Here is a 26359-nt window from a genome sequence, read left to right on the forward strand (position 1 = left end):
CCTCACCCTAACCCTCTCCCACTGTACAGTCCGGGGACATGGTAGACAGGTGTTCGGGGACATGGTGAACACTTTTTAACATCCTTTACCCATGGTGATCGACTTTTTCTTCAGGTCGATCACCCCCACTTTTGTGCTGTACCACCATACCTCGTAGCACCCGTCTTCCTGCATCTCCTTCAGGCCAACGTGCTCTCCCCTGAACGCCTTGCCTGCCTTCAGACTCAGGCCTTTTATAGTCAGCTTCCCACTGATATCTACCTTCCTGACCATCACGCCCTCGTCGTATTCCGCTGACGTTACGCTGGCGCTGTACTGCCGAGCCGATGGCTGATAGCGCGACGCCGGCACCGCCATATCCAGCGCCTCATGCGGGCGTTCAAGGTTATAAACCGTCCGCCAGTGATCGAAGGCGCGCTGCAGCTCACCGTCGTCCGCGAACCACTTCCCCTGCAGCACTTCAGCCTTCAGGCTGCGGTGAAAGCGCTCCAGCTTGCCCTGCGTCTGCGGATGATAAGGCCGGGAGTGCCCCACCCGGATACCCTGTCGCATAAGCCACAGCTCGACGGCCGTCCAGGTCCCGGTAGTGTCGCCCCACGGTGAACCGTTATCCATCGTCATCCGGTCCGGCAGGCCGTAACGTTCAAAGACTCTGACCAGCTGCTTCTGCACCGTCTCACGCCGCTCATCAGCGCAGTGTACGAGGCAAAGCGAGAAGCGGGAGTGATCGTCAAGGAGGGTAAGCGGGTGGCAGCGGCCGCCGCCAAAGGGAAAATGCCCCTTGAAATCCATCTGCCAGAGCTGGTTCGGGGCCGCATGTTCAAACCGGCCCGTGGCCGGGACACCCGGAGCTGAGCCCGGCAGCAGGTCGTGGCGGGCCATCAGGCTGTGGACGGTGCTGAAGGCGGGCATGCGGTGTCCGCGGTCTTCGAGCCAGCGCTTTATCTTGCGCGCGCCCCAGTGCTGATGAAGTTCATGCGCCATACGAAGCAGGTCAGTGATGTCGTCAGACGAGCGGTTGGGAGAGTGATGGGGTATGCAGGGGCGGTCCTCAAGACCGGATTCTCCCTCTTCAGCCCAGCGGCGAAGCCACTTGTAGGCAGTGGCGGAAGAAATGCCGTAGTGACGGCAGAGTGCGCGGATGTTCGCCCCGTCTTGCGAGGCGAACAGAACAAACTCTTTACGTAATGACATGGTATCTCTCGCATCCCAGGACATAAGCGACTCCATAAACGGGTTCTTATGCCTTAGTTGTAAGTGTCTACCATGTCCCCGAACAAGTGTTCACAATGTCCCCGGACTGTACACCCACAAGTGGGAGAGGGAACCGATCGAGCCTGCATGTGGCAGCGTCTCCCTCTCCCGCCTGCGGGAGAGGGCCGGGGTGAGGGACAGCGAGCACCCATCAACCCCCCGCTGGTCCAACCCCTGCGAACACACATAAAGATCCCCTCAGAAAAGCCGATAACAGAGGCGATCCGCCAACCAATGAGGTGTTTATGTTTAGTCGTATTCGTGTTGTATCCGGCCTGCTGTGCGTGCTGGCGCTGTTTGCCTTACTGCAGCTGTTCTCCGGTGGAGTGTTCTACTCCACGGTCAAAGCCGATAAAGAAAATTTTGCCTATAACCAGCGTCTTAGCACGCTGCAGCGGGCAATGGGCACCTCATGGGTATCGCTGGTTCAGGCGCGTAACACGCTGAACCGTGCGGGGATCCGTTACCTGCTGGACAGTCAGCAGGCTGGCTCAGGCGCAACCGTGAAAGATCTGGTGGCGCTGGCGAGTGAGGAGTTGAAGCACGCTGATGAGGGTTTTGCCGAATTTAACGCCAACCTGTCTGAAAAGGGCAAAAAGGCCGAGAACGTGCTGACGTTACAGGCCAACTACAACGCCTATCGCGGAGCATTGGGTGAGTTGATCGATTTCCTCAGTAGTGGAAATTTCAAAGGATTTGTCGATCAGCCGACGCAGGGATTCCAGGACAAGTTTGCTAAGGATTACAACGAATGGTTGAGCTACAACATTGTGCTCGCCAATCAGGGCATTGCAGCCAATGAGGCGGCGTACAACCAATCCATCATGCTGGTGGTCGGCACGCTGCTGGTGACCTTGCTGGTGATTGCGCTGGTGTGGAGCGGCATGCGTACGGTGCTGATCCGTCCGCTAAAGCACAGCATCGAGCACATTCGTCACATCGCGCGTGGCGATTTGACGCAGCAGGTGGAGATCACGGTGCGCAACGAGATGGGCGAGCTGCTCACCTCGGTGCAAGAGATGCAGCAAGAGCTGGCGCGGACGGTGCGTACCGTGCGTGACGGTTCCGATGCGATCTACACCGGTGCGAGTGAAATCGCCATGGGCAACAACGATCTCTCCTCGCGTACCGAGCAGCAAGCGGCTTCGCTGGAAGAGACCGCTGCCAGCATGGAGCAGTTAACCGCCACGGTGAAGCAGAATGCCGAAAATGCCCGTCAGGCGTCACAGCTGGCGCTCACCGCCTCGGAGACCGCGCAGCAGGGCGGCAAAGTGGTGGATGGCGTGGTGACTACCATGAAAGAGATCACCGGCAGTTCGAAGAAAATCGCTGACATCATCAGCGTGATCGATGGCATTGCCTTCCAGACCAATATCCTCGCACTGAACGCTGCGGTAGAAGCAGCACGCGCCGGTGAGCAGGGACGTGGATTTGCCGTGGTAGCGGGCGAGGTGCGCAGTCTGGCACAGCGCAGCGCGCAGGCGGCGAAAGAGATTAAAGGATTGATCGAGGATTCGGTCAGCCGCGTCAACACCGGTTCCGTGCTGGTGGAGAGCGCCGGGGAAACCATGACCAACATCGTGAATGCGGTCACGCGGGTCACCGACATCATGGGCGAAATTGCCTCGGCGTCGGACGAGCAGAGCCGTGGTATCGATCAGGTCGGTCTGGCGGTGAACGAGATGGATCGCGTGACGCAGCAGAACGCCGCGCTGGTCGAAGAGTCGGCAACGGCGGCGGCCGCGCTGGAAGATCAGGCCAGCCGACTGAAACAGTCGGTTGCGGTGTTCAATATCGGTAAAGAATTTGTCGTTCAGGCCGTTAACGTATCTACAGCGGCAAAAAATTTGCGTTCCGGCACGCCAAAAGCACTGGCACCGGCAGGCGCACGTAGCACTGACGATAACTGGGAAACCTTTTAATCCTTGTGGCCGCCGCAAGGCGGCCCATGAGAATGGCGCGACTGGCAGCACAGTAGCAACCGCAGTATCACAATTTAAACAGTTTGTTGCCGGGTGACCTGAAATGAAGAAATCGACGTTATTGGATCAAAGTGAAGCGACCACGCTGCTCTCGCAAATGGTGCAGCGGTTACCGCTCTCAGATACGCATTTTCGTCGCATTAGCCAGCTGATCTATCAGCGCGCGGGCATTGTGCTGGCCGACCACAAACGCGAGATGGTTTACAACCGTTTAGTGCGTCGTCTGCGCATGCTGAATATTGATGACTTTGGCCGCTATCTGGCGCTGCTGGAGCAAGACCAAAACAGTGCGGAGTGGCAGGCGTTTATTAACGCGCTGACCACCAATCTGACCTCTTTCTTCCGCGAGGCGCATCACTTTCCGATCCTCGCGGATCATGCGCGTAAGCGCACGGGTAACTACAGCGTGTGGAGCACCGCCGCCTCAACCGGCGAAGAGCCGTACTCCATCGCCATGACGCTGGCGGAAACGCTGGGCACCGGTCCGGGTAAATTCCAGGTCCACGCCAGCGATATCGATACCCAGGTGCTCGAGAAAGCCGTGGCCGGCGTGTATCGCCAGGAAGAGCTACGCACGCTATCGCAGTCGCAGCTGCAGCGCTTTTTCCTGCGCGGCACCGGTCCGCATGAAGGCATGGTGCGCGTGCGTTCCGACCTCGCCAACATGGTGAACTATACGCAACTGAATTTACTGGCACACGACTGGGCGTTGCCGGGTCCGTTCGACGCTATTTTCTGTCGCAACGTGATGATCTATTTCGATAAAGAGACGCAGGAACAGATTCTGCGCCGTTTCGTGCCTCTGCTGAAACCCGGCGGTCTGCTGTTTGCCGGGCATTCAGAGAACTTTAGTCAGATCAGCAAAGAGTTCTGGCTGCGTGGACAGACAGTCTATGGACTGAGCAAGGAAAGACGATGAGCAAAATCACCGTGATGTGCGTGGATGACTCTGCGCTGATGCGACAGTTGATGACCGAAATCATCAACAGCCATCCCGATATGGAGATGGTCGCGAGTGCGCCCGATCCGCTGGTGGCGCGGGATTTAATCAAACAGTACAACCCGCAAGTATTGACGCTGGATGTGGAGATGCCGCGCATGGATGGCCTCGATTTCCTCGAGAAGCTGATGCGCCTGCGTCCGATGCCAGTGGTGATGGTCTCCTCGCTGACCGGTAAAGGTTCAGAAGTGACGCTGCGCGCGCTGGAGTTGGGTGCGGTGGATTTTGTCACCAAGCCACAGCTCGGCATCCGCGAAGGCATGCTGGCGTATAGCCAGATGATTGCTGACAAGATCCGCGCCGCCGCGCGCGCCAAGCTGCATGTGCGTGCCTCCACGCCGATGCCCGTCACGTTGAAAGCGGGCCCGTTGCTGAGCAGTGAAAAGCTGATCGCCATTGGCTCTTCCACCGGCGGCACCGAGGCGATTCGCCATGTGCTGCAGCCGCTGCCGGCGACCAGCCCGGCGCTGCTGATTACCCAGCATATGCCGCCAGGCTTTACGCGCTCGTTTGCCGAGCGTCTGAATAAATTGTGCCAAATCACCGTGAAAGAAGCGGAAGACGGCGAGCGTATTCTGCCCGGCCACGCCTATATCGCGCCGGGCGCCATGCACATGGAGCTGGGCCGAAGCGGGGCCAACTATGTGGTGAAACTGAATGACGGTCCGCCAGTGAACCGACACAAGCCATCGGTGGATGTGCTGTTCCGTTCGGTGGCGGTGCACGCAGGACGAAATGCGGTGGGTGTGATTCTGACCGGGATGGGTAACGACGGCGCGGCCGGGATGCTGGAAATGCATCGCGCGGGCGCCTGGACCATCGCGCAGGATGAAGCCAGCTGCGTGGTATTTGGTATGCCGCGCGAAGCGATTGCGATGGGCGGCACCAGTGAAGTGGTCGATTTAGGCCACATCAGTCAGCACATGCTGGCGAAAATTAGCGCCGGACAGGCATTGCGAATTTAACGAGCCCGTCCTGCTGGACGAGACAACACGGGAGTAGATATGGCTGATAAAAATATGCGCTTTTTGGTGGTGGATGACTTCAATACGATGCGTCGTATTGTCCGTAACCTGCTGAAAGAGCTTGGATTCAATAACGTTGAAGAAGCAGAAGATGGCGTCGATGCGCTGACCAAACTGCGTGCCGGTGGCTTTGATTTCGTAGTTTCCGACTGGAACATGCCGAACATGGACGGTCTGGAGCTGCTGCAAACCATCCGTGCTGACGCCACGCTGAACAAACTGCCGGTGCTGATGGTGACCGCGGAAGCGAAGAAAGAGAATATCATCGCGGCCGCGCAGGCGGGCGCCAGCGGCTACGTGGTGAAGCCGTTCACGGCGGCCACGCTGGAAGAGAAGTTAGGCAAAATATTCGAAAAACTGGGTATGTAAGGAGATGTGATGAGCGACCTTCCGAAATCAACCGAAGAAGCCTCGGCACACGACATTATTACCCGCATCGGCTCACTGACGCGCATGTTGCGTGACAGTTTGCGTGAGCTGGGGTTAGACCAGGCAATTGCTGAAGCGGCGGAAGCGATTCCTGATGCGCGCGATCGTCTGGATTATGTTGTGCAAATGACGGCGCAAGCGGCAGAACGTGCGTTGAACTGCGTTGAAGCAGCGCAGCCACACCAGGACCAAATGGAAGCCGGCGCCAACCAGCTGAAAGGCCGTTGGGATGCGTGGTTTGAAAATCCGATTGAACTGACAGATGCGCGCGAGTTGGTTTCGGATACGCGCCAGTTCCTGACTGACGTTCCGGGACACACGTCGTACACCAATAAGCAGTTGCTCGAAATCATGATGGCACAGGATTTCCAGGACCTGACCGGTCAGGTGATCAAGCGCATGATGGATGTGATCCAGGAGATCGAGCGTCAGCTGTTGATGGTGCTACTGGAGAATATGCCAGAAGCCAACGCCGCGGCGCGTAAAGAGGGCAACAGCCTGCTGAACGGTCCGCAGATCCACGCCAATGCACCCGGCGTGGTGGCGAACCAGGATCAGGTTGATGACCTGCTGGATAGCTTAGGGTTTTAAACACGTTTGTCCTCACCCTAACCCTCTCCCACAGGTGGGAGAGGGAACCGTTCGGGCCTGCATATGGCAGCGTCTCCCTCGCCCGCTTGCGGGAGAGGGCCGGGGTGAGGGACAGCGCGCACCGCACCTTACACCGCGCGCTTCTGCGCCAACGCCGACTGCGCCACCAACACCTGCACGCCTAACGCCTCAAACGCCGCGACCTGCGCCGGCGAAATGCCGCTATCGGTAATCAGATAGTGAATATGGCTCCAGTCGCACGGCAGCGCGAACATCGACACCTTATCGATCTTGCTGGAATCCGCCACCACATACACGCTGTTGGCTGACTTGATCATCGCCATTTTCACCTTGATATCGGTCTCGCTGGGAAAGCTCAAACCGAGACGCGGTGAGATACAGGCCGTGGCAAGAAACAGCTTCTCCGCCAGCACGTTTTCGAAAAACGAGGCGGCTTTCTCACCTGAAGTCGAAAGCGTCGGGAACTTAAAAGTGCCGCCGGTCAGCAAAATATTGATACCCGGCTCGCCGCCCAGCTTCAGCGCGATATTCACCGCCGTGGTAATTACCGATAAACGACGGATATGGCTGATCGCCTCGGCAATCGCCGTGGTGGTGGTACCGGAATCGAAAATCACCGTGTCGCCATTTTCCACATGCTGCGCGGCAAGGCGGCCAATCGCCTGTTTTTCTTCAAGATGTGTTTGGCGCTCCAGCAACATCGCGCCGGTATTCTGCTTGCCGGTCATCAGCGTGGCGCCGCCGTGATAACGCTGTACGTGCCCCTCTTGCTGCAATATGCGCAAGTCGGTGCGAATGGTGGCTTCGGTCAGGCCGAAGGTATCGGTCAGCGCTTTAACCGTGACGGTGCCGTCTTCGCGGATCATCTCCAGAATCTTCTCACGGCGCTGCTGCATATCTGCCAGCTGCTCAGTTTTGCTTTTCAATCGAAATGCTCCCTCTTTCCAATCACGGTCTGGTTTCGCCAATAAGGAAACCCGAGCTGATTTTACTCTGCGATTTGGCCATTTGCGAGATAGCTTCCAGAAACATTCGTTTTCGAATGAAAATCATCATTTGCTATGCGATTGATTTCGCAGAAAGCCGTCAGCAGCTCGCTCCATGTCCTGAAGGCGGTGAATTGTGCAAATTCAACAAAATCATCAAGATAATTTTATTGCTGCAATTTGTATGAAATTTGATCTCCTCCACAAACCATTATTAATCGATAGCTTATATTTTTGTTCGAAAATGATGTTTGTAAAAACGATAACCCGGCCAGTAATAACCAGCGCCGCCGTACACCATTATGGAGAGAGACGATGAGTGGGGAATATGACGTTAACCTGCGCTACGGCGTGAACATTGAGCAGGATTTAACCGGCAAAGTGGCGGTAGTCACCGGCGGGCTGGGCGGGATTGCGATGGCCAGTAATGCCATGCTGCTGGAGAAGGGCGCACGGCTGGCGCTGCTTTATCCGCCCTTCGAAAGTGACAAAGTGGCGGGCGTGCAGGATCAATTTGCTGCCGATCGCGTGCTGCTGGTGTGCTGCGACGTGACCGATCCGGCCTCGGTTGAAGCGGCATTTGATCGCGTCGAACAGCATTACGGTCAGATTGATATCCTGGTGAACTGCGCGGGCTACGTGATGTTGCAACCGGTGTTAGAAACCGATTTTGCCGAGTGGCAGAAGCAGATCGACGTCAATCTCACCGGTCCTTTCCTCTGCTCGCAGGAGGCCGGTAAACGCATGGTGCGCGCCGGTAACGGCGGCAAAATCATCAACATTGCGTCGCAGGCCGCCTCCATCGCTATCGACAACCACGTTGCTTACACCTCCGCCAAAGCCGGTCTGCTCGGCATGACCAAAGTGATGGCCAAAGAGTTCGCTCCCTATCGCATTAACGTCAATACCTTATCGCCCACCGTGGTGCTGACGCCGATGGGTGAAAAAGCCTGGCGCGGTGAGAAGGGCGAGCAGATGAAAAAGCTGATCCCGCTGGGACGCTTTGCCTATACCGACGAAATCGCCGGCGCGGTGCTGTTCTTCGCCAGCAACGGCAGCGACATGATCACCGGCGCAGATTTGATGATCGACGGTGGCTTTACCATCTGGTAAGCCGCGCCAACACCAGAACGGCTGACCCTGCGTGACCCACTATAACAATGAGAGAACCTCACCATGAAAAAACGTACCCTGCTGTTAACTGCTATTGCCAGTTGCCTGATCTCCCAAGCCAGTTTCGCTGCCGATAAAGGCACCATCATGATCCTGGTGAACTCGCTGGATAACCCGTATTACGCCTCCGAAGCCAAAGGTGCCAACCTCAAAGCGCAAGAGCTGGGCTATAAAACCAGCGTGCTGTCGCATGGCGAAGATGTGAAAAAGCAAAGTGAACTGATTGATGCCGCCATCGGCAAAAAGGTGCAGGGCATCGTGCTGGATAACGCCGACTCCACCGCCAGCGTCGCCGCGATTAAAAAAGCCAAAGATGCCGGCATTCCGGTGGTGCTGATCAACCGCGAAATCCCGGTGGATGACGTGGCGCTGGCGCAGATCACCCACAACAACTTCCAGGCCGGCTCCGACGTGGCAAACGTGTTTGTGGAGAAAATGGGGGAAAAGGGCAGCTATGCGGAACTCACCTGTAACCTCGCCGACAACAACTGCGTCACGCGCTCCAAATCCTTCCATCAGGTGCTCGATCAATATTCCGACATGAAAAGCGTGGCGCGTCAGGATGCCAAAGGCACGCTGATTGACGGCAAACGTATCATGGACAGCATTCTGCAGGCGCATCCGGATGTAAAAGGCGTGATCTGCGGTAACGGCCCCGTGGCGCTGGGTGCGATTGCAGCTCTGAAAGCGGCAGGCCGTAACGACGTCATCGTGGTCGGCATTGACGGCAGCAATGATGAACGTGACGCGGTGGAAAAAGGGGATCTGAAAGCCACGGTGATGCTGCAGGCACAAGCCATCGCCGCACAGGGCGTGACCGACCTCGACAACTTTATTCAGAAAGGCACCAAGCCTGAGAAGCAGCGCGTGATGTTCCGCGGCATTCTCATTACGCCAGACAACGCCAAAGGCGTGCAGGACTTTAACTTCAAGTCGTAATCAATGCGGTGCGCCCGTAGATCGGGCGCCCAGGAGAATGTGATGCACAGACGACTCTGGTTACTGCTTCCTGTCGTGATCCTTAGCGGTTGCCGCATTGTGTCGCAGCAGGAGCTGGCCGACCTGAAAAATCCTCCCAATCCCAAAATGGGCAATATTGCCCAAACGTGGCAACAGAAACTGGTACCGCAAGTTCAACATGATGCGAAGCCGGTGGCTGAGTTGTTGAATGCGCTGAAATCCGCCAAAGATTTTGATAGCGCTTGTAAAACTTATGGCTATCGCAGTCAGGAAGAGAACCCGTGCGTGTTCAGTGTCAACGTGAGCGGTGAAATCACGGCGGTTAACACCACGTCGCGTAACGGTCGGATGACAGTGAAAGATGTGTCCGGTGACACTGTCACGGTGCAGGTTGGCCCGATTTTTCCCGGCACGGTGTTGCGTGATGCCTACAAAGGTGCCAGCTATCAGGACTTTAACGATCAGGTGCTGTTCGGCGATTACAGTCGCGCGATCAATCAGCAAGCGGCGAACATGATGAGTGCTTTCAAGCCCAAAGTGGGTGACAAAGTGCAGCTGGCTGGCGTGTTTAGCAGCTTTGATACGCCGGAACAGGTGCCGAATGTGACGCCTGCGGCGATTACACGTCAGTAAGGAGCGGATATGCAACAGCCTCAACATGACGTGATCATTGAAACCCGTAACGTGTCGCGCATCTATCCCGGCGTCACCGCGCTGGATCAGGTCAATTACCGCGTCTATCGCAACAAAGTTAACGTGCTGATTGGCGAAAACGGCGCGGGCAAATCCACCATGATGAAAATGCTGGCGGGCGTGGAGATCCCGTCATCCGGCGAGATTCTGCTGGACGGCGCAGCGGTGTCGCTGAGCTCCACGCATCAGGCGGAAAAACAGGGCATCAGCATTATTTTTCAGGAGCTGAACCTGTTTCCCAATATGAACGTGATGGACAACATCTTCATGGCCAATGAGTTTTTCCAGCGCGGCGTGATCAACGAGAAGTATCAGTATTCGCTCGCCAAAGCATTGCTGGAACGGCTGGAGCTGGATGTCGATCCCTACGCGCCGCTGGCTGAACTCGGTATCGGCCATCAGCAGCTGGTGGAGATCGCCCGCGCGCTGTCCAAGGACACGCGCGTATTGATCATGGATGAACCGACCAGCGCACTCAGCCAGTCAGAAGTGAAAGTGCTGTTCAACGTCATCGACCAGCTTAAACGGCGCGGCGTCACCATTATCTATATCTCACATCGGCTGGAAGAGCTGATGGAGATTGGCGATCACATCACCATCTTCCGCGACGGACGCTTCATCAGCGAACGCGAAGTCCGCGACGCCTCGGTTCCGTGGATCATTGAGCAGATGGTGGGCGACAAGAAGAAACACTTCGATTATCAACCGGCGACGCAGGGTGAAACGGTACTCAGCGTCAACGGGCTGACCGCGCTGCATCAAAACGGCGGTTACAAGCTCAATGATGTCTCTTTCTCGCTGCGAAAAGGCGAAGTGATTGGCATCTACGGTTTGCTTGGCGCCGGGCGCACCGAGTTGTTCAAAGGGTTGATTGGCATGATGCACTGTCAGTCGGGCAGCGTCAGTCTGAACGGCGAAGCGCTGGAGAAGCGCAGTTTCCAGCAGCGACTGAAAAAAGGCATCGCGCTGGTGCCGGAAGATCGTCAAACCGAAGGCGTGGTACAGCTGATGTCGATCACCGCCAACATGACGCTCAGCGATCTCAGCCTGCGGGGTTTCCGCCGTTGCTGGCGCAAGCTCAATCCGCACAACGAGCAGCGCCGTGTGGATGAAATGATTGGCCATCTCGCCATCAAGGTCAGCGATCCCGAGCTGCCGATCACCTCCTTAAGCGGCGGCAATCAGCAAAAAGTGGTGCTGGGCAAAGCCCTGATGACCGGGCCGCAGGTGGTGCTGCTGGATGAGCCCACGCGCGGCATTGATGTGGGGGCAAAAACCGATGTTTATCACCTGATTGGCAACCTGGCGCAGCAGGGATTGGCGGTGATGTTCTCCTCCTCCGAACTGGATGAAGTGATGGCGCTGGCTGACCGCATTCTGGTGATGGCGGATGGTCGCATCACCGCCGATTTACCGCGCGCGGCGGCCACGCGCGAAGCCCTGATTAGCGCCTCAACGCCACATGATTGAGCCCGCTGGAGAGTAAAACGATGAATCAAAAATACCTGATCTATATGTACCTGCTTAAGGCGCGTACCTTTATTGCCTTGCTGATCGTGGTGAGTTTCTTCAGCTTTATGGTGCCTAACTTTCTCACCACCTCCAACCTGCTGATCATGACGCAGCATGTGGCGATCACCGGCTTGCTAGCGATTGGCATGACGCTGGTTATTTTGACTGGCGGCATCGATCTTTCGGTCGGGGCGGTGGCGGGCATATGCGGCATGGTGGCGGGTGCGCTGCTCACCAACGGCGTACCGCTGTGGGGCGGCAACGTACTGTTCTTCAACGTGCCCGAAGTGATTCTGGTGGTGGCGCTGTTCGGCGTGGCGCTGGGATTGATTAATGGCGCGGTGGTGACGCGACTCGGCGTAGCGCCGTTTATCTGTACGCTCGGCATGATGTACGTGGCACGCGGCGCCGCGCTGCTGTTCAACGATGGCAGCACCTACGCCAACCTTGTCGGCACGCCAGCACTGGGTAATACCGGCTTTGCCCTGCTCGGTTCGGGTTCGATATTGGGCGTGTATATCCCGATATGGATGATGCTCGGCTTCCTGCTGCTGGGGTTGTATCTGACGCGTAAAACACCGCTGGGTCGTTACATCTATGCCACCGGTGGCAACGAATCGGCGGCGCGCCTGGCGGGTGTGCCGATTATCAAGGTCAAAGTGTTTGTCTACGCCTTTTCCGGCTTGTGCGCCGCGCTGGTCGGTTTGATTGTGGCGTCGCAGCTGCAAACCGCGCACCCGATGACCGGCAACATGTTCGAGATGGACGCCATCGGTGCCACGGTGCTGGGCGGCACGGCGCTGGCGGGTGGACGCGGTCGCGTTTCAGGCTCGATTATCGGTGCTTTTGTCATCGTGTTTCTCGCCGATGGCATGGTGATGATGGGCGTCAGCGATTTCTGGCAAATGGTGATCAAAGGCCTGGTGATTGTCACTGCGGTGGTGATCGATCAGTTCCAGCAAAAATTACAAAGTAAGGTGGTGCTGCTGCGCAGACATGAAAAAAAGCAGCAATCGGCCGCCCTGCCTGAAGCGACACATGGATAACAGGAGGCAATATGACACGCGATTTTAGTGGAAAGACGGTGGTGATTACCGGCGCCTGCCGCGGCATTGGCGCGGGCATTGCAGCGCGCTTTGCACGCGACGGGGCGCGTTTGGTGATGGTGTCGAATTCGGAACGCGTTTTCAGTACCGCGCAGGCCATCGAACAGCAGTTTGGCAGTGAGGTTCTGGCGCTGCAGGTCGATGTTACCGATGAAACGGAGGTGCAGCAGCTTTATCAGCAGGCGGCTGAGCGCTTTGGCAGCATTGATGTGTCGATTCAGAATGCGGGGGTGATTACCATCGATCGTTTCGATGCGATGCCCAAAAGTGACTTCGAGAAGATCCTCGCGGTGAACACCACGGGCGTGTGGCTGTGCTGCCGGGAAGCGGCGAAATATATGGTGAAGCAGGGCAGCGGCAGCCTGATCAACACCTCGTCCGGTCAGGGACGGCAGGGTTTCATTTATACGCCGCACTATGCCGCCAGCAAGATGGGCGTGATCGGTATTACCCAGAGCCTGGCGCTGGAGCTGGCGCCGTGGCATATCACGGTGAATGCTTTCTGTCCGGGCATCATCGAGAGTGAAATGTGGGACTACAATGATCGCGTGTGGGGCGAGATCCTCAGCAGCGATAAAAAGCAGTATGGCAAAGGCGAACTGATGGCCGAATGGGTGGAAAACATCCCGCTTAAACGCGCAGGGCAGCCGGAAGATGTCGCTGGCTTAGTGGCTTTCCTCGCCTCTGACGATGCGCGCTATATCACCGGGCAGACCATCAATGTGGATGGCGGTTTAATCTTTTCCTGATAGTTCGCTGTTGGGTCGCCATTGATGGCGTCATGCTAAACACTAAGCCTCATGGTCGCACCTTCCGTAGCGGCGTGATTCATCGCGCAATGCCGATCACTAAAGCGCTGTATCAAATCTCCGCACCTTCAGTAGCGGCGCGATTTATCGCGCAATGAATTGCGCCGCTACAACATATGCTCTCGGTAATTAGGGGTTTCATATTTTAACTGACGAGCATTACGCAATGCATTGCGCCGCTACAATGTGCGCGCTCAATGATTTGAGCGGTCATCTCTTGATGGGCAAGCAGGGCACAACATATTGCGTCGCCTGCTTACCTACATTCTGATTTTTTCGTTTTCTGCCTTAATCGAAACCAGACATGTCCGGCACTTGCATCAGAATATGCTAGGGTAGACTTATGCAGTTTTGTGAGCCACCTCTAATTCTGAACCGGGTCGAACCCTATTTTTAGCTATGTTATTTACTTTGTTATCACCTAAAAGCGTGCGTTATCTCTCTGGTTTTTCACTACTTGCCGCATCCGCGCCTGCGCTGGCGTTGATCTCTGACACTAAACTCGCCGATGCGCCGTTTAGCGATCCCACACGTTTCCAGAAAATGGCCGATCAGTTGCCTGCATTGGGTTACCAGGATGAAACGGAAGCGTTCAACAAAAAACTGGCGACCATTGCCAAAAGCATTGGTGAAGCCAGCCAGAACAGTACGGACGACAATGCCCTTGGCCAGCAGGCGGGGCTGTGGGCCTTTAACCATTTCCGCGATGAAGTGGGCAATCGACTGGTTGATGAAGGCCAGTCGCTGTTGTCACCGTATGGCAATGCTCAAATCGATTTCAATGTGGATATGGAGGGCAATTTTGCCGGCAGCGGTGCTTCGCTGCTGACACCCTGGGCGGATAACTATCGCTATCTGACCTTCAGTCAGGTTGGCTTTCATCAAACTGATGATGGGCTGGTCGGCAATGCTGGCCTCGGGCAACGTTGGGTGGCAGGAAAATGGCTGCTGGGCTATAACGGTTTTGTCGATCGCATGTTCAGCAGTGGCCTACAGCGCGCTTCGCTGGGTACCGAAGCGTGGGGCGATTATCTGCGCTTCTCCGCCAACTACTATACGCCGCTCTCAGGTTGGCAGGATCGCAATCCCTTCCAGCAGCAGCGCATGGCGCGCGGCTATGATTTCACCACGCAAGGCTATTTGCCGCACTATCGCCAACTCGGTGCGTCAGTAAGCTGGCAGCAATATCTGGGCGATAACGTCGATTTGTTTAGCTCCGGCAACCGCTACCATAACCCATCGGCGTTGACCTTTGGCGTCACCTACACGCCGGTGCCGCTGGTAACCTTATCCGCCAGCCATAAAACCAGCGACAGCGGTGAGAGCCAGGATCAGCTCGGCTTGCGTCTTAACTATCGCTTTGGCGTGGCGCTCAGCCAGCAGCTGAGTCCGGATAACGTAGCGGCTGCGCACTCACTGCGCGGCAGTCGCTACGATAACGTGACGCGCAGCTATACGCCGGTGCTGGAATATCGCCAGCGTAAAACGCTGTCGGTGTTTCTCGCTACGCCGCCGTGGCAGCTGAATGGCGGAGAAAGTTTGCCGCTGAAACTGCAAATCCGTAGCACCAATCCGATCGCTAAAGTGATGTGGCAGGGCGATACCCAGGCGCTGAGCCTGACGCCGGGTGCCAATCCCAACGATCCACAGGGTTGGAGCGTGATCCTGCCCGCGTGGGATAGCTCGCCGGGTGCGCATAACAGCTATCGCTTGTCGGTGGTGTTAGAAGACAGTAAACAGAATCGCGTTACTTCAAACGAAATCGTCCTGCAATTGCAACCGCCGTTCTCACTGGATCAGGGCGATGATGATCGCTTTGATCTGATGGCGCCGTAATCGCCTCGCACCAATAAAAAAGGGCAGCTTTCGCTGCCCTTTGCGCATATTCAGCCGACACTAGCCGAACAGCCATGAGGGTATTGCCACTTAGAACTGGTAAATCAGACCCACAGCGGTGACATCATCAGAAGCGATGCCCAACGCATTGTTATCTTTTAACAGGTTGATCTTGTATTCAGCATAAACAGACATGTTTTTGTTGAAGTAGTAGGTTCCACCGACAGCGACGTATTTGGTGAGATCGACATCACCAATATTTTCAATCTCTTTGCCTTTCGATGAAACATAGCCGATTGAAGGACGCAGTCCGTTAATGAACTGATACTGCGCAACGGCTTCAAAGTTGACGGCTTTGTTAGCAAAGCCACCAGTGATTGGGGTTGCGTTGAGCGTTTCGCCGTACATGGTTGCCAGGTAAATCTGGTTAGCATCGTATTTCAGGCCCGTGGTCCAGTGCTGTGCTTTCTCGCCTTCGCCACGTAAGGCCTGGTTCTGCGTATTGGTACGATCCAGGCTCGCGTAAGCGCCAACCACGCTCAGACCGAAATCGAAATCATAAGAAGTGGAGAGCGCGAAGCCATCACCATTCGAACGGCGTACGGCAACGTTTGCATCGTTACGATCGTTTTTACCTTCGTACTGTGCAGCAACGTTCCAGCCTTTCACCAGACCGAAGAAATCTTTGTTGCGCCAGGTCAACACGCCACCTGAGCGGCTAGACAGGAACCCATCAGAGTAACCTTGATCGCCACCAAAGAAGGGCAGCATATCGGTGTAACCCAGCACGTCATAAATCAAACCGTAGTTACGACCGTAATCGATCGAGCCGAACTGACCAAACTTCAGGCCAGCAAAGCCCAGGCGGGTTCTGTTACCGCTGTTGGCATCGCTGCCTTCAGAGTTGCTCAGGCTGTACTGGTACTGCCATTGACCGTAGCCGGTCAGCTGGTCGTTGATCTTGGTTTCGCCTTTAAAACCAATACGGGTATAAGACGAGGTATCACCATTTGACCCTTCGTTATCGGAGAACAGATGCGAGACGTTAATTTTGCCGGTCAGGTCCAGCTTGTTGCCATCTTTGTTATAGATTTCGGCGGCCTGAGCCGAAGAAAGTCCCAGCAGTAAAGGCATCACTGCTGCCAGTAAGGAGCGCTTCATCATTTAATTTTTACCCTGTGATATTTTTTAATTTTGTCCCCATCTGCGGGGTGAAAAGAAAATGACACAAAAGGTTCAAGATCGACAGTGCAATATATGTAACTAAATATTTCTCGTTAACTTTTTGTGTGATTTTTAATCTTAAATTCCATTATGTGGAATTTTGTATTGGTTAAACTTATCCATAAGACAACATGTGTAATGATGATTTTAATATTTATCTGTATGATTTTATTGAATAACTTTAAATTTAAAGATGCGTAAATAAAATCAGTAGCTTGTTCGTGAAATAGCACAAGCCTATGCATTATTGTTCAATAGCAAATATCTGAATCCAGCTAATCATTAGCAGAGTAATTATCGGCTTCATGGCTTTGTGTCCTTTTATTTCTGTTCTGATAATAACCTTGGTCACAAAATGTTATTTAGCTTTTCGCTTAACAATGAACTGGCGAAATAATATTCAATTCAGTGAGAGAAATGTTAAAACCCGATTAATTCGCGCCATGCTAAATTTGCACCGCGCTATCACTTTCCTGCACCAATCAGGCACATTGCGCCCTAAAAAAGTGCGTTTATCGCATTAATTTGGCGAAATATTTCCTGCCCGATCACAAAAGCAATATTTCATTTTGCCGATGCATAAATCCGCTAAATAAATTACTGCTATTCAGCCTGCATCAGACTGATATTCACTTTTTATGCAATTAAAGTGAATATCACCACCTGTTAAGTTATTGATATTCCGTAGTGGTAAGACGGTTATGCATTTTTGCGGCTGGCTGGCACGCTATCTGCAATATACAGTAGAGCTGCCACTTAACATTTTTAACAATTTCAAAACAAAAGGCTTCACCGGGTGTGGAGCAGGAGAAAGGGCTATGTCACTGCAGGTTTCACGTCAGAATTTCGATCAATGGATGATGCCAGTTTATGCACCCGCGGCTTTTGTTCCGGTCCGCGCGGAAGGTTCAACGCTGTGGGATCAGCAAGGCAAAGAGTATATCGATTTTGCCGGTGGCATTGCGGTCAACGCATTGGGACATGCGCATCCGGCGTTGCAGCAGGCGCTGATCGAACAGGCCGGCAAACTGTGGCATACCGGAAATGGCTATACCAATGAACCTATCCTGCGTCTCGCCAAACAGTTGATTGATGCTACTTTTGCCGATCGCGTGTTTTTCTGTAACTCCGGCGCTGAAGCGAATGAAGCGGCGCTGAAACTGGCACGTAAAACCGCACACGACCGTTTCGGTGCTGAGAAAAATGGCATCGTTGCTTTTAATAATGCTTTTCACGGTCGCACGCTGTTTACCGTGACAGCAGGCGGACAACCGGCCTATTCCCGTGATTTTGCGCCGCTGCCACCGGCGGTCGAACACGCTAATTTCAACGATCTGGCCTCGGCGGCCGCGCTGATCAATGACCAAACCTGCGCGGTGATCGTCGAGCCGATTCAGGGTGAAGGCGGCGTCCTGCCAGCCGATCCCGCTTTCCTGCGCGGACTGCGTGAACTCTGCGATAAACATCATGCGCTGCTGATTTTTGATGAAGTGCAGAGCGGCGTAGGTCGCACCGGTTCGCTGTATGCCTATATGCATTACGGCGTGACCCCGGATGTATTAACCACCGCCAAAGCGCTGGGTGGCGGCTTCCCGATTGGCGCGATGCTGACACGTGAAGATCTGGCGCAGGTGATGGGCGTGGGCACGCACGGCACCACCTACGGCGGCAATCCGCTGGCGGGCGCAGTCGCGGGCAAAGTGATGGAGCTGATTAATCAGCCGGAATTTATGGCCGGCGTGGCCGAGCGTCATCAATGGTTTGTTACGGCGTTGCAGGAACTGAACAAGCGTCTGCCGGTATTTAAAGAAGTGCGCGGGTTGGGTCTGTTGATTGGCGCCGTGCTAAACGACGATTTCGCCGGTAAAGCCAAACAGTTCAACCTCACCGCGGCCGAAGAGGGCGTAATGGTGCTGATAGCAGGTGCCAACGTGGTACGTTTTGCGCCAGCGCTGAACATCAGCGAGCGCGAAGTTAAAGAAGGTTTGGCGCGTTTCGAACGTGCCTGTGAACGCGTGCTCAAAGGAGCCACATCATGATGGTGATTCGCCCCGTCGAACGTGACGATCTCTCGCAGTTGTTGTCGCTGGCGGGCAAAACCGGGGGTGGCTTAACCTCGCTGCCCGCGGATAGCGAAACGCTTAAAGCCCGTATTGAGCGTTCGCTGCTCACCTGGCAAGGCGCGTTACCGCCTGCCGAACAAGGCTATGTGTTTGTGCTGGCCGACAGCGAGGATAATCGTGCCGTCGGCATCTGTGCCATCGAAGCGGCGGTGGGTTTGCAGGATCCTTGGTACAACTTCCGCGTTGGCACACAGGTGCACGCCTCGAAAGAGCTGAACGTTTATGCCAGCCTGCCGACGCTGTCGCTGAGCAACGATCATACCGGCAGCAGCGAACTCTGCACATTGTTCCTCGATCCCGATTACCGCGATGGCAAAAACGGCCATCTGCTTTCGAAGTCGCGCTTTCTGTTTATGGCCAACTTCCGCGACCGCTTTATGCAACACGTGGTGGCGGAGATGCGTGGCGTCAGCGATGACAGCGGCCACTCGCCTTTCTGGGACAGCGTCGGTAGCCGCTTCTTCTCGATGGAGTTCAGCAAAGCCGACTTTCTGAGCGGCACCGGGCAGAAAGCCTTTATCGCCGAGCTGATGCCCAAACATCCGCTCTACATTCATTACCTGTCTGAAGCGGCGCAAAAAGTGATTGGCGAAGTCCATCCGAAAACCGCGCCCGCGCGTGCGGTGTTGGAGGCGGAAGGTTTCCGCTATCTCAACTATGTCGACATCTTCGACGGCGGCCCGACGCTGGAGTGCGAAATCGATCGCATTCGTGCCATTCGCAAGAGTCGCCAGTTAACCGCTGAGAACGGTGCAGCCGATGAAAGCTGGCCGCTGTGTCTGGTGGCCAACGCGGATTTTCAGCATTTCCGCGTGGCGCTGCTGCCGGTGGATATGGCATCCGGCACGGTAAAACTGACTGAAAGCCAGCGCGCGGCGCTGCATTGCAACATTGGCGATCAACTGCGTGTGGTCACGCTGTGTCGCGAGGAGAAAAAAGCATGACGCATTTTATTCAAGGTCAATGGGTGACCGGCGGCGCTGACGCCCTGAGCAAACACAATCCGGTAACCGGCGAAACGCTGTGGCAGGGCAAAGCGGCATCGGCAGCACAAGTGGCCGCGGCCTGCGAAGCGGCGCGCGCGGCGTTCCCGCAGTGGGCGAGAAAACCGTTTGCGGAGCGTCAGGCGCTGGTGGAAGGGTTTGCCCGTCTGCTTGAAAGCCACAAAAACGCGCTGGCGGAAACCATCGCCCAGGAAACCGGCAAGCCGCGCTGGGAAACGCTGACCGAAGTGCAGACGATGATCAACAAAATTGCCATTTCGATTAAGGCCTATCACAGCCGCACCGGCGAACAGGCCGATGGCGAGAGCTCGCTGCGCCATCGGCCGCACGGCGTTTTGGCGGTGTTTGGTCCGTATAATTTTCCTGGCCATCTGCCGAACGGCCATATCGTGCCAGCTCTGCTGGCGGGTAACTGCGTAGTGTTTAAGCCGAGCGAGCTGACGCCGCTGACGGCGGAGAAAACTGTGCAGCTGTGGCAGCAAGCGGGTTTACCGGCGGGCGTAATGGCGCTGCTGCAGGGCGGTCGTGAAACCGGCCAGGCGCTGGCCAATGCGGCACAAATTGATGGTCTGCTGTTTACCGGCAGCGCCGCCACCGGCTATCACCTGCATCGTCAGTTCGCCGGACAGCCAGAAAAAATGCTGGCGCTGGAGATGGGCGGCAACAATGCGTTGATTGTTGAAGATCCTGCGGATCTTGATGGTGCGGTACATATCGCTATTCAGTCGGCCTTTATTACCGCCGGACAGCGCTGCACCTGCGCGCGTCGTCTGCTGGTGAAGCGCGGCGCGGCGGGCGATGCCTTCCTGCAGCGTTTGGTTGAGGTCAGTGCGCGCTTGCAGCCTGGCGCGTGGAATGCCGAGCCGCAGCCGTTTATGGGCAGCGTGATTTCACCCACCGCCGCCGGACATATTTTTGCCGCCTGGCAGCAGCAGGTGGAAAAGGGCGGGAAAGTGATGCTCGGCATGCACTGGCCGGACCGCGACAGTGCCATCATCACGCCGGGCATCATTGATGTGACCGAAGTGAAAGATTTAGCGGATGAAGAAGTCTTTGGTCCGTTGCTGCAGGTGATTCGTTACGACAGCTTCGAGCAGGCGATTGCTATCGCCAATAATACCCGCTATGGCTTGTCGTGCGGTCTGATTTCGCCGCAGCGCGCGCAGTTTGATCAGCTATTGCTGGAGGCGCGCGCCGGTATCGTTAACTGGAACAAACCGCTGACCGGCGCGGCCAGCACCGCCCCCTTTGGTGGCATTGGCGCATCCGGGAATCATCGTGCCAGCGCGTGGTACGCCGCCGATTACTGTGCATGGCCAATGGCGTCGCTGGAGAGCCCAAGCCTGGCGCTGCCGGGCAGCTTAGCGCCGGGCCTCGATTTCTCCGCGCAGGGAGCGAAATAATGCAAGCATTTGAAGCGAACTTTGATGGGCTGGTCGGCCTGACACATCATTACGCGGGATTGTCGTTTGGTAACGAAGCCTCGACGCGCAATCAGCTGCAGCCCTCAAACCCGCGTCTGGCGGCGAAGCAGGGTTTGCTGAAGATGAAAGCGCTGGCGGATATGGGCTACGTACAGGGCGTGATCCCGCCGCACGAACGTCCTAATCTGCCGCTGCTGCGCCAGCTCGGCTTTGGCGGCAGCGATGAGCAGGTGCTGGCGCAGGCGGCGAAGCACGCGCCGCAGCTGCTGTCGGCGGCCAGCTCAGCCTCAGCGATGTGGGTGGCGAATGCCGCCACGGTGTCACCGTCGGCGGATAGCGCCGATGGTCGCGTGCATTTCACCGTCGCCAATCTGAATAACAAATTCCATCGCGCCATTGAGGCGCCGGAAACTGCCGATCTGCTGCGCGCGATTTTCCGTCATCCGCAGCACTTCTGCGTGCACGATGCGCTGCCGCAGGTGGCGCAGTTTGGTGATGAGGGCGCGGCCAATCACAATCGTTTCGGCAGTGATTACGGTGATGCGGGCGTGCAGCTGTTTATTTATGGCCGTGATGGTCAGCAGCAGGGCGCAACGCCAGCACGTTATCCAGCGCGTCAAACGCGTGAAGCCAGCGAAGCGGTGGCGCGGTTGCATCAGCTCGATGCGCAACGCACGCTGTTTGCTCAGCAAAATCCAGCGGTGATTGATCAGGGCGTGTTTCATAACGATGTGATTGCGGTGAGCAATCAGCAGGTGCTGTTCTGCCATCAGGATGCCTTTGTGAACCAGCCGCAGTTGCTGAGTGACATCGCCGCCCGCGTTAGCGGTTTCCAGCCGATTGAAGTGCCGCGCGATAAAGTATCGGTAACCGATGCGGTCAATACCTATCTGTTTAACAGCCAGCTGTTGCAGCGCGCCGACGGCGGTATGCTGCTGGTGCTGCCAGAAGAGTCACGCCAGCATGCGGGCGTGTGGCGTTATCTCACTGAGCTGGTGGAGAGCGGCGGGCCAATCCGTGAACTGAAAGTTTTCGATCTGCGTGAAAGCATGTTTAACGGTGGCGGTCCGGCCTGTTTGCGTCTGCGCGTGGTGTTAACCGAAACCGAGCGTCAGGCGCTGAATCCGGCGGTATTGATGAACGATCGCCTGTTTGCCACGCTCAACGATTGGGTGGATCGCCACTACCGCGATCGCTTAACTCAGGCCGATTTAGCCGACCCGCAACTGCTGCGTGAGGGGCGCACCGCGCTGGATGAGCTGACGAAGCTGCTAGACTTAGGCAGTGTCTACGCGTTTCAGCGTTAACGCCGGGGTGAGAGGTTCGCCCCACGTCGTTAAAAAGGAGTGAACATGCAGGATTTTTTACAGCAGACCTTGTCTGGTGAGCCGCCACAGCAAAGAGAGGGCAGCAACGATCATCTCAGTTGGCAATGGCATAACGAGGGACTGATGTCCCTCACGCCGCATACGCCCACACAGCAGGCGCTGGTGCTCTCTGCGGGCATTCACGGCAATGAAACCGCGCCGGTTGAGATTCTCAATCTGTTGCTGACGCCACTCTTAAAAGGCGAGAAGCCGCTGGCGGTGCGCTTACTGGTGATTTTGGGAAATCCAGCCGCGTTGCGCAGCGGCAAGCGCTACCAGCAACATGATATCAACCGCCTGTTTGGTGGACGCTGGCAGCAGGTGGCCGATGTACCCGAAGCGCAGCGCGTGCTGCAGCTGGAGCAGGAGCTGGAGAGTTTCTGGCGCGCCTGTCTCGATCATGAAGTGCGCTGGCATCTCGATCTGCATACCGCGATTCGCGGCTCGTATCATGCGCGTTTTGGCGTAATGCCGCTGAATCCCAATCCGTGGCCCGAGGCGTTTATGCACTGGCTGGCGGCGGCAGAAATGGAGGCGCTGGTGTTCCATCGTTCACCGGGCGGCACCTTCACCCATTACAGCTGCGAGCACCATAATGCGGCGAGCTGCACGCTGGAGCTGGGCAAGGCTTTGCCGTTTGGTGAGAACGATTTAAGTCAGTTTGCCGGCGTGCAGCGGGCGCTGGCGGCGTTGCTGTATGGCGATGCCTTACCGGAGGTGCGTGAACAGCCACGCCATTATCGCGTGGCGCAACAGCTGACCCGGCACGGCGATAAGTTTGTGTTGCACATGGGGCCGGAGACGCTGAACTTTACCGCTTTCCCGCAGGGCACGCTGCTGGCGGAGGAGGGTGACCGGCGTTACTACGTGCAGCAGGCGCGCGAGTATGTGCTGTTTCCCAATCCGAATGTCGCGCCAGGATTGCGCGCGGGGCTGATGCTGGTGGAGGAGAATGAACAGACGCAGGCGCTGGCGTTGTGATTTTCCCTCACCCTAACCCTCTCCCGCAGGCGGGAGAGGGAGCCGAACGAGCGAATATTTGGATTGAGTGACATGTGGCAGCGTTTCCATCTTCCGGTGGGAGAGGGCCAGGGTGAGGGCATCAACGCGCCGACATTTCCCTTCCTGAAAACCGACAATACCGTTACACTCCTCCTTAATTCCTGCGTTTTTCCCTTGATTGTCATAAACTTTTTCAATTCCTCACGCATTTCTTCTCTTTCTCTCCATGATTGCCTGATCTCTGTCTTTTATGCTTTCAGGGCTTTACTCAGCCTCTGAGTAGTTGACGTTCAGCGTCGTATGCTTGTTTCCGAAGACGCGACACAGGCTGTCGTCATTAAACTGATAAGTAAGGACAATATTATGCGTAAATTAACTTCTGTGTTCCTGGCTACCGCAATGGCTTTTGGTGCTGCAAATATCGTCCATGCAGCGGCAGACAACCTGACTCCGCCGCCAGCAGGCAGCGAAAAGCCGATGCACAAGCCGCCGATGCGTCATCACGGTATGGAGATGATGTTTAAAGGTCTGAACCTGACCGATGCGCAGAAAGCGCAGATCAAAACGATTTTGCGTGATGGACATAAAGAGATGAAACGCCCGTCGCTGGAAGAGCGTCGTGCTGACCATGCCATCATCGCTTCCGATACCTTTGACCGTGCGAAAGCCGAAGCGCAGGCTGAGAAGATGACGGCGAATGCCAAAGATCGTGCGCTGCAGATGATGGAAACTCAGAACAAGATCTACAACGTGCTGACACCAGAGCAGAAGAAACAGTACAACGCGAACTTTGAGAAGCGCTTAACTGAGAAAGGCCCGCACGATGGTAAAACGCCACCACCGCCGGCTGATGCTGAATAAGTTCTTTCGCTAACGGAATAGAGACCGCCGGGGTTGTCCATCGCATCTGATGCTTTGGGCAACCTCGGCGGTTTTGTTTTTACAGCTCGATCAGCGGGAACACGCCAGAAAGCAGCGGACGGCAGAGAATTTTATAGCCGTCATGATCGAAGCCGTGCGAGGCGCGCTGCAGCTGGCGCGCTTCAGCTTCGCTGTTGACCGATCCCAGCCAGAACCAGTGATCGATCACGTGGATTTGCGTAATGTTTGTCCCCGTTTCCACCATGCCAACCGGGCCTTGCCACGGCCAGCATTGAATGCGCATCTGCTCTAATGCCGCATGCAACCGCTGCTGATGCTCAGCAACCGACTCGTTACCACAGCAGGCACCGGCGCAGCGTTTTAGTGCAGCACGAAAACAGCCGCGTCCTGGACGCAACGACTCCAGCCCCAGCAAGCCGTGGCACAAGCGCTGCTCATCGGCGATGGCTTTTAGCTTCTCCAGCGCGGCAAAGCGACTGCGAAACAGGCCATAAAGATTGGGCGAGCGGGAGAAGTCGAGATCCTTTGCATACACCACCTGCGGCGCACCGTCGCCCAGCTGCAGCGAACAGAGCTGGCGGTTCTTACGCAGGCGCTTATTAAACAGCGGCTGTTGCGTTTTGATCATCTGCGCTTCCAGCAGCTGCGCGCCGACGTCGCCAGCGGTAGGGATCCAGGTGACGCGCCGCGCCTGACGCAGCATTTTCGCTTCATCCGGCGCCCGGAAATGCGCCATCACCCGACTGCGCAGGTTGACGCTTTTGCCGATATACAGCGGCAGATTTTCGCTTTCACCGTGAAAGGTATAGACGCCCGGCTGGTTGGGTAAACCTTCCAGCCACTGACGTAGATGTTCGGGATATTGATAGATGGCTGCCGCATCGAAATCGAGGCGGTGGCTGGCTGCACGTCTGACCAAAGCACACTCCAATTACTGGTTGTTCATCCAGTGTATCAAACTGTGCTTTTTCTCGCCAGTCAGCGGCGATGAGAAAGTTTCCCGCCCGGACGGCGGGAAACGCCATGCACTTACTTCTTCCAGAAGTCGTCGAACACGGTGATCGGCGGGCGACGTTTGTGCTCAGTTTTCAGATACCAGCCTTCGATGGTTTTTGCTGCGGCGGCATCGATGGTCTTGCCTTCCAGATAGGCATCGATTTGCTGATAAGTCACGCCGAGCGCCACTTCATCCTGCAAGCCAGGACGATCATCTTCCAAATCGGCAGTAGGATGCTTGAGATAGAGGTGTTCCGGGCAGCCCAGCGTTTTCAGCAGCTGTTTGCCCTGGCCTTTATGCAGGCGGAAGATCGGGTTGATGTCGCTGCCGCCGTCACCGTACTTGGTGAAGAATCCGGTGATCGCCTCTGCCGCATGGTCAGTACCGACCACCACGCCTTTGGTCATGCCGGCGATGCTATACTGCGCTTTCATGCGCTCACGCGCTTTTTCATTGCCGCGCACGAAATCCGATACCGTAATACCCGCATCTTTCAACGCACGTTCGCTGGCCAGGATCGCTTCTTTGATGTTCACCACCAGCGTGCGATCGGGTTGGATAAATGCCAGCGCATCCTGACAATCCTGCTCATCGGCCTGCACACCATACGGCAAACGCACGGCAATAAAGGTGTAATCGTTATCGCCGCTCTCTTCACGCAGTTCGCGAATCGCGGTTTGCGACAAAATGCCGGTCAGTGTCGAATCCTGGCCGCCGCTGATGCCGAGTACCAGCGTTTTCAAAAAGGGATGGGCTTTCAGGTAAGACTTCAGAAAATCAACGCTGACGCGGATCTCCTGCTGCGGGTCGATAACCGGTTTTACACCAAGGGCTTCAATGATTTCCTGTTGCAGTGACATGAACCTCTCCTCAAGTCAGTAGCCTGACGGCACAATGCGAATCATCTGCTAAAGCTAACGCCTCTCCCCACAAACAACAAGCCGCACGGCTGGTTGTTC

The 26359-nt window shown here is 55.9% G+C and carries 24 protein-coding genes; 19 read left to right on the forward strand and 5 right to left on the reverse strand.

The window, feature by feature from the left end; translation table 11 throughout:
- Nucleotides 1-75: 75 nt before the first annotated feature.
- Nucleotides 76-1230: an IS481 family transposase gene (locus tag PO881_RS08235; RefSeq protein WP_222233525.1), complete on the reverse strand. Its 1155-nt coding sequence runs from the start codon at nt 1228-1230 to the stop codon at nt 76-78.
- 269 nt (nt 1231-1499) lie between these two features.
- On the opposite strand from PO881_RS08235, the gene PO881_RS08240 reads away from it, so the two are divergent.
- From PO881_RS08240 to cheZ, 5 genes are all read left to right on the forward strand, one after another.
- Nucleotides 1500-3176 carry a methyl-accepting chemotaxis protein gene (locus PO881_RS08240; protein ID WP_137385648.1) on the forward strand — a complete coding sequence of 559 codons (1677 nt, stop codon included), beginning with the start codon at nt 1500-1502 and terminating at the stop codon, nt 3174-3176.
- 103 nt (nt 3177-3279) lie between these two features.
- On the forward strand, nt 3280-4155 hold the full coding sequence (cheR, locus tag PO881_RS08245) for a protein-glutamate O-methyltransferase CheR (RefSeq protein WP_101764604.1): 876 nt from the start codon (nt 3280-3282) through the stop codon (nt 4153-4155).
- A complete protein-coding gene (locus tag PO881_RS08250) occupies nt 4152-5201 on the forward strand; it encodes a chemotaxis response regulator protein-glutamate methylesterase (RefSeq protein WP_008102868.1) in 1050 nt (349 codons plus the stop codon). Before cheR ends, PO881_RS08250 begins: the two co-directional genes overlap by 4 nt.
- Nucleotides 5202-5240: 39 nt before the next feature.
- Complete coding sequence (gene cheY, locus PO881_RS08255) at nt 5241-5630, forward strand: chemotaxis response regulator CheY (RefSeq protein WP_008102871.1); 390 nt, start codon at nt 5241-5243, stop codon at nt 5628-5630.
- A 9-nt stretch (nt 5631-5639) separates the two neighbouring features.
- On the forward strand, nt 5640-6281 hold the full coding sequence (cheZ, locus tag PO881_RS08260; protein ID WP_101764603.1) for a protein phosphatase CheZ: 642 nt from the start codon (nt 5640-5642) through the stop codon (nt 6279-6281).
- Nucleotides 6282-6409: 128 nt separating this feature from the next.
- On the opposite strand, the gene PO881_RS08265 is transcribed toward cheZ, so the two are convergent.
- Nucleotides 6410-7228 carry a DeoR/GlpR family DNA-binding transcription regulator gene (locus tag PO881_RS08265; protein WP_280172726.1) on the reverse strand — a complete coding sequence of 273 codons (819 nt, stop codon included), beginning with the start codon at nt 7226-7228 and terminating at the stop codon, nt 6410-6412.
- A gap of 375 nt (nt 7229-7603) precedes the next feature.
- Here PO881_RS08265 and PO881_RS08270 point away from each other — a divergent pair, with 375 nt between their 5' ends.
- The 8 genes from PO881_RS08270 (at nt 7604) to PO881_RS08305 (ending at nt 15377) form a co-directional block, all read left to right on the forward strand.
- Nucleotides 7604-8401 carry a GolD/DthD family dehydrogenase gene (locus PO881_RS08270; protein WP_280172727.1) on the forward strand — a complete coding sequence of 266 codons (798 nt, stop codon included), beginning with the start codon at nt 7604-7606 and terminating at the stop codon, nt 8399-8401.
- 63 nt (nt 8402-8464) lie between these two features.
- Nucleotides 8465-9400, forward strand: coding sequence for a D-ribose ABC transporter substrate-binding protein (locus tag PO881_RS08275; protein ID WP_101764600.1), 936 nt, complete (start codon nt 8465-8467; stop codon nt 9398-9400).
- Nucleotides 9401-9442: 42 nt separating this feature from the next.
- On the forward strand, nt 9443-10054 hold the full coding sequence (locus tag PO881_RS08280; RefSeq protein ID WP_101764599.1) for a DUF2291 domain-containing protein: 612 nt from the start codon (nt 9443-9445) through the stop codon (nt 10052-10054).
- A gap of 9 nt (nt 10055-10063) precedes the next feature.
- The gene (locus PO881_RS08285; RefSeq protein ID WP_280172728.1) at nt 10064-11584 is read left to right on the forward strand and encodes a sugar ABC transporter ATP-binding protein; all 1521 of its coding nucleotides are present in this window, start codon (nt 10064-10066) and stop codon (nt 11582-11584) included.
- A gap of 20 nt (nt 11585-11604) precedes the next feature.
- Nucleotides 11605-12672: an ABC transporter permease gene (locus tag PO881_RS08290; RefSeq protein ID WP_101764597.1), complete on the forward strand. Its 1068-nt coding sequence runs from the start codon at nt 11605-11607 to the stop codon at nt 12670-12672.
- Nucleotides 12673-12683: 11 nt separating this feature from the next.
- Nucleotides 12684-13481, forward strand: coding sequence for a glucose 1-dehydrogenase (locus tag PO881_RS08295; protein WP_101764596.1), 798 nt, complete (start codon nt 12684-12686; stop codon nt 13479-13481).
- 32 nt (nt 13482-13513) lie between these two features.
- The gene (locus PO881_RS08300; RefSeq protein WP_271459885.1) at nt 13514-13639 is read left to right on the forward strand and encodes a hypothetical protein; all 126 of its coding nucleotides are present in this window, start codon (nt 13514-13516) and stop codon (nt 13637-13639) included.
- Nucleotides 13640-13940: 301 nt separating this feature from the next.
- On the forward strand, nt 13941-15377 hold the full coding sequence (locus PO881_RS08305; protein ID WP_192233611.1) for a YchO/YchP family invasin: 1437 nt from the start codon (nt 13941-13943) through the stop codon (nt 15375-15377).
- A 90-nt stretch (nt 15378-15467) separates the two neighbouring features.
- Here PO881_RS08305 and PO881_RS08310 read toward each other — a convergent pair whose 3' ends face one another.
- The gene (locus PO881_RS08310) at nt 15468-16541 is read right to left on the reverse strand and encodes a porin (protein ID WP_280172729.1); all 1074 of its coding nucleotides are present in this window, start codon (nt 16539-16541) and stop codon (nt 15468-15470) included.
- A gap of 878 nt (nt 16542-17419) precedes the next feature.
- Between PO881_RS08310 and PO881_RS08315 the strand changes: the two genes are divergently transcribed.
- From PO881_RS08315 to spy, 6 genes are all read left to right on the forward strand, one after another.
- Nucleotides 17420-18640, forward strand: a complete 1221-nt coding sequence (locus PO881_RS08315; protein ID WP_110866001.1) for an aspartate aminotransferase family protein — start codon at nt 17420-17422, stop codon at nt 18638-18640.
- On the forward strand, nt 18637-19668 hold the full coding sequence (gene astA / locus PO881_RS08320) for an arginine N-succinyltransferase (protein ID WP_280172730.1): 1032 nt from the start codon (nt 18637-18639) through the stop codon (nt 19666-19668). The genes PO881_RS08315 and astA overlap by 4 nt, the downstream gene beginning before the upstream one ends.
- On the forward strand, nt 19665-21131 hold the full coding sequence (astD, locus tag PO881_RS08325; RefSeq protein ID WP_280172731.1) for a succinylglutamate-semialdehyde dehydrogenase: 1467 nt from the start codon (nt 19665-19667) through the stop codon (nt 21129-21131). The genes astA and astD overlap by 4 nt, the downstream gene beginning before the upstream one ends.
- Nucleotides 21131-22459 carry an N-succinylarginine dihydrolase gene (astB, locus tag PO881_RS08330; RefSeq protein WP_110866004.1) on the forward strand — a complete coding sequence of 443 codons (1329 nt, stop codon included), beginning with the start codon at nt 21131-21133 and terminating at the stop codon, nt 22457-22459. Before astD ends, astB begins: the two co-directional genes overlap by 1 nt.
- A 45-nt stretch (nt 22460-22504) precedes the next feature.
- A complete protein-coding gene (astE, locus tag PO881_RS08335) occupies nt 22505-23500 on the forward strand; it encodes a succinylglutamate desuccinylase (RefSeq protein ID WP_101764588.1) in 996 nt (331 codons plus the stop codon).
- 384 nt (nt 23501-23884) lie between these two features.
- Nucleotides 23885-24382 (forward strand): ATP-independent periplasmic protein-refolding chaperone Spy, encoded by a 498-nt coding sequence (spy, locus tag PO881_RS08340; RefSeq protein ID WP_137385657.1) that lies wholly within the window; start codon nt 23885-23887, stop codon nt 24380-24382.
- Nucleotides 24383-24461: 79 nt separating this feature from the next.
- Here the strand turns inward: spy and cho are convergent, their stop codons facing one another.
- Together cho and nadE are read right to left on the reverse strand one after the other, a co-directional pair.
- Nucleotides 24462-25322, reverse strand: a complete 861-nt coding sequence (gene cho, locus PO881_RS08345) for an excinuclease Cho (protein WP_280172732.1) — start codon at nt 25320-25322, stop codon at nt 24462-24464.
- Nucleotides 25323-25432: 110 nt separating this feature from the next.
- Nucleotides 25433-26260, reverse strand: a complete 828-nt coding sequence (gene nadE / locus PO881_RS08350) for an ammonia-dependent NAD(+) synthetase (protein WP_101764585.1) — start codon at nt 26258-26260, stop codon at nt 25433-25435.
- Nucleotides 26261-26359: the final 99 nt, after the last annotated feature.

This window comes from Pantoea sp. SS70, from assembly GCF_029866845.1.
GTDB lineage: Bacteria > Pseudomonadota > Gammaproteobacteria > Enterobacterales > Enterobacteriaceae > Pantoea > Pantoea leporis.

Coding starts and splice junctions, on each gene's coding strand:
- PO881_RS08235 (WP_222233525.1), bottom strand. CDS start 1,230: ATGGAGTCGCTTATGTCCTGGGATGCGAGAGATACCATGTCATTACGT.
- PO881_RS08240 (WP_137385648.1), top strand. CDS start 1,500: ATGTTTAGTCGTATTCGTGTTGTATCCGGCCTGCTGTGCGTGCTGGCG.
- cheR (WP_101764604.1), top strand. CDS start 3,280: ATGAAGAAATCGACGTTATTGGATCAAAGTGAAGCGACCACGCTGCTC.
- PO881_RS08250 (WP_008102868.1), top strand. CDS start 4,152: ATGAGCAAAATCACCGTGATGTGCGTGGATGACTCTGCGCTGATGCGA.
- cheY (WP_008102871.1), top strand. CDS start 5,241: ATGGCTGATAAAAATATGCGCTTTTTGGTGGTGGATGACTTCAATACG.
- cheZ (WP_101764603.1), top strand. CDS start 5,640: ATGAGCGACCTTCCGAAATCAACCGAAGAAGCCTCGGCACACGACATT.
- PO881_RS08270 (WP_280172727.1), top strand. CDS start 7,604: ATGAGTGGGGAATATGACGTTAACCTGCGCTACGGCGTGAACATTGAG.
- PO881_RS08275 (WP_101764600.1), top strand. CDS start 8,465: ATGAAAAAACGTACCCTGCTGTTAACTGCTATTGCCAGTTGCCTGATC.
- PO881_RS08280 (WP_101764599.1), top strand. CDS start 9,443: ATGCACAGACGACTCTGGTTACTGCTTCCTGTCGTGATCCTTAGCGGT.
- PO881_RS08285 (WP_280172728.1), top strand. CDS start 10,064: ATGCAACAGCCTCAACATGACGTGATCATTGAAACCCGTAACGTGTCG.
- PO881_RS08290 (WP_101764597.1), top strand. CDS start 11,605: ATGAATCAAAAATACCTGATCTATATGTACCTGCTTAAGGCGCGTACC.
- PO881_RS08295 (WP_101764596.1), top strand. CDS start 12,684: ATGACACGCGATTTTAGTGGAAAGACGGTGGTGATTACCGGCGCCTGC.
- PO881_RS08300 (WP_271459885.1), top strand. CDS start 13,514: ATGCTAAACACTAAGCCTCATGGTCGCACCTTCCGTAGCGGCGTGATT.
- PO881_RS08305 (WP_192233611.1), top strand. CDS start 13,941: ATGTTATTTACTTTGTTATCACCTAAAAGCGTGCGTTATCTCTCTGGT.
- PO881_RS08310 (WP_280172729.1), bottom strand. CDS start 16,541: ATGATGAAGCGCTCCTTACTGGCAGCAGTGATGCCTTTACTGCTGGGA.
- PO881_RS08315 (WP_110866001.1), top strand. CDS start 17,420: ATGTCACTGCAGGTTTCACGTCAGAATTTCGATCAATGGATGATGCCA.
- astA (WP_280172730.1), top strand. CDS start 18,637: ATGATGGTGATTCGCCCCGTCGAACGTGACGATCTCTCGCAGTTGTTG.
- astD (WP_280172731.1), top strand. CDS start 19,665: ATGACGCATTTTATTCAAGGTCAATGGGTGACCGGCGGCGCTGACGCC.
- astB (WP_110866004.1), top strand. CDS start 21,131: ATGCAAGCATTTGAAGCGAACTTTGATGGGCTGGTCGGCCTGACACAT.
- astE (WP_101764588.1), top strand. CDS start 22,505: ATGCAGGATTTTTTACAGCAGACCTTGTCTGGTGAGCCGCCACAGCAA.
- spy (WP_137385657.1), top strand. CDS start 23,885: ATGCGTAAATTAACTTCTGTGTTCCTGGCTACCGCAATGGCTTTTGGT.
- nadE (WP_101764585.1), bottom strand. CDS start 26,260: ATGTCACTGCAACAGGAAATCATTGAAGCCCTTGGTGTAAAACCGGTT.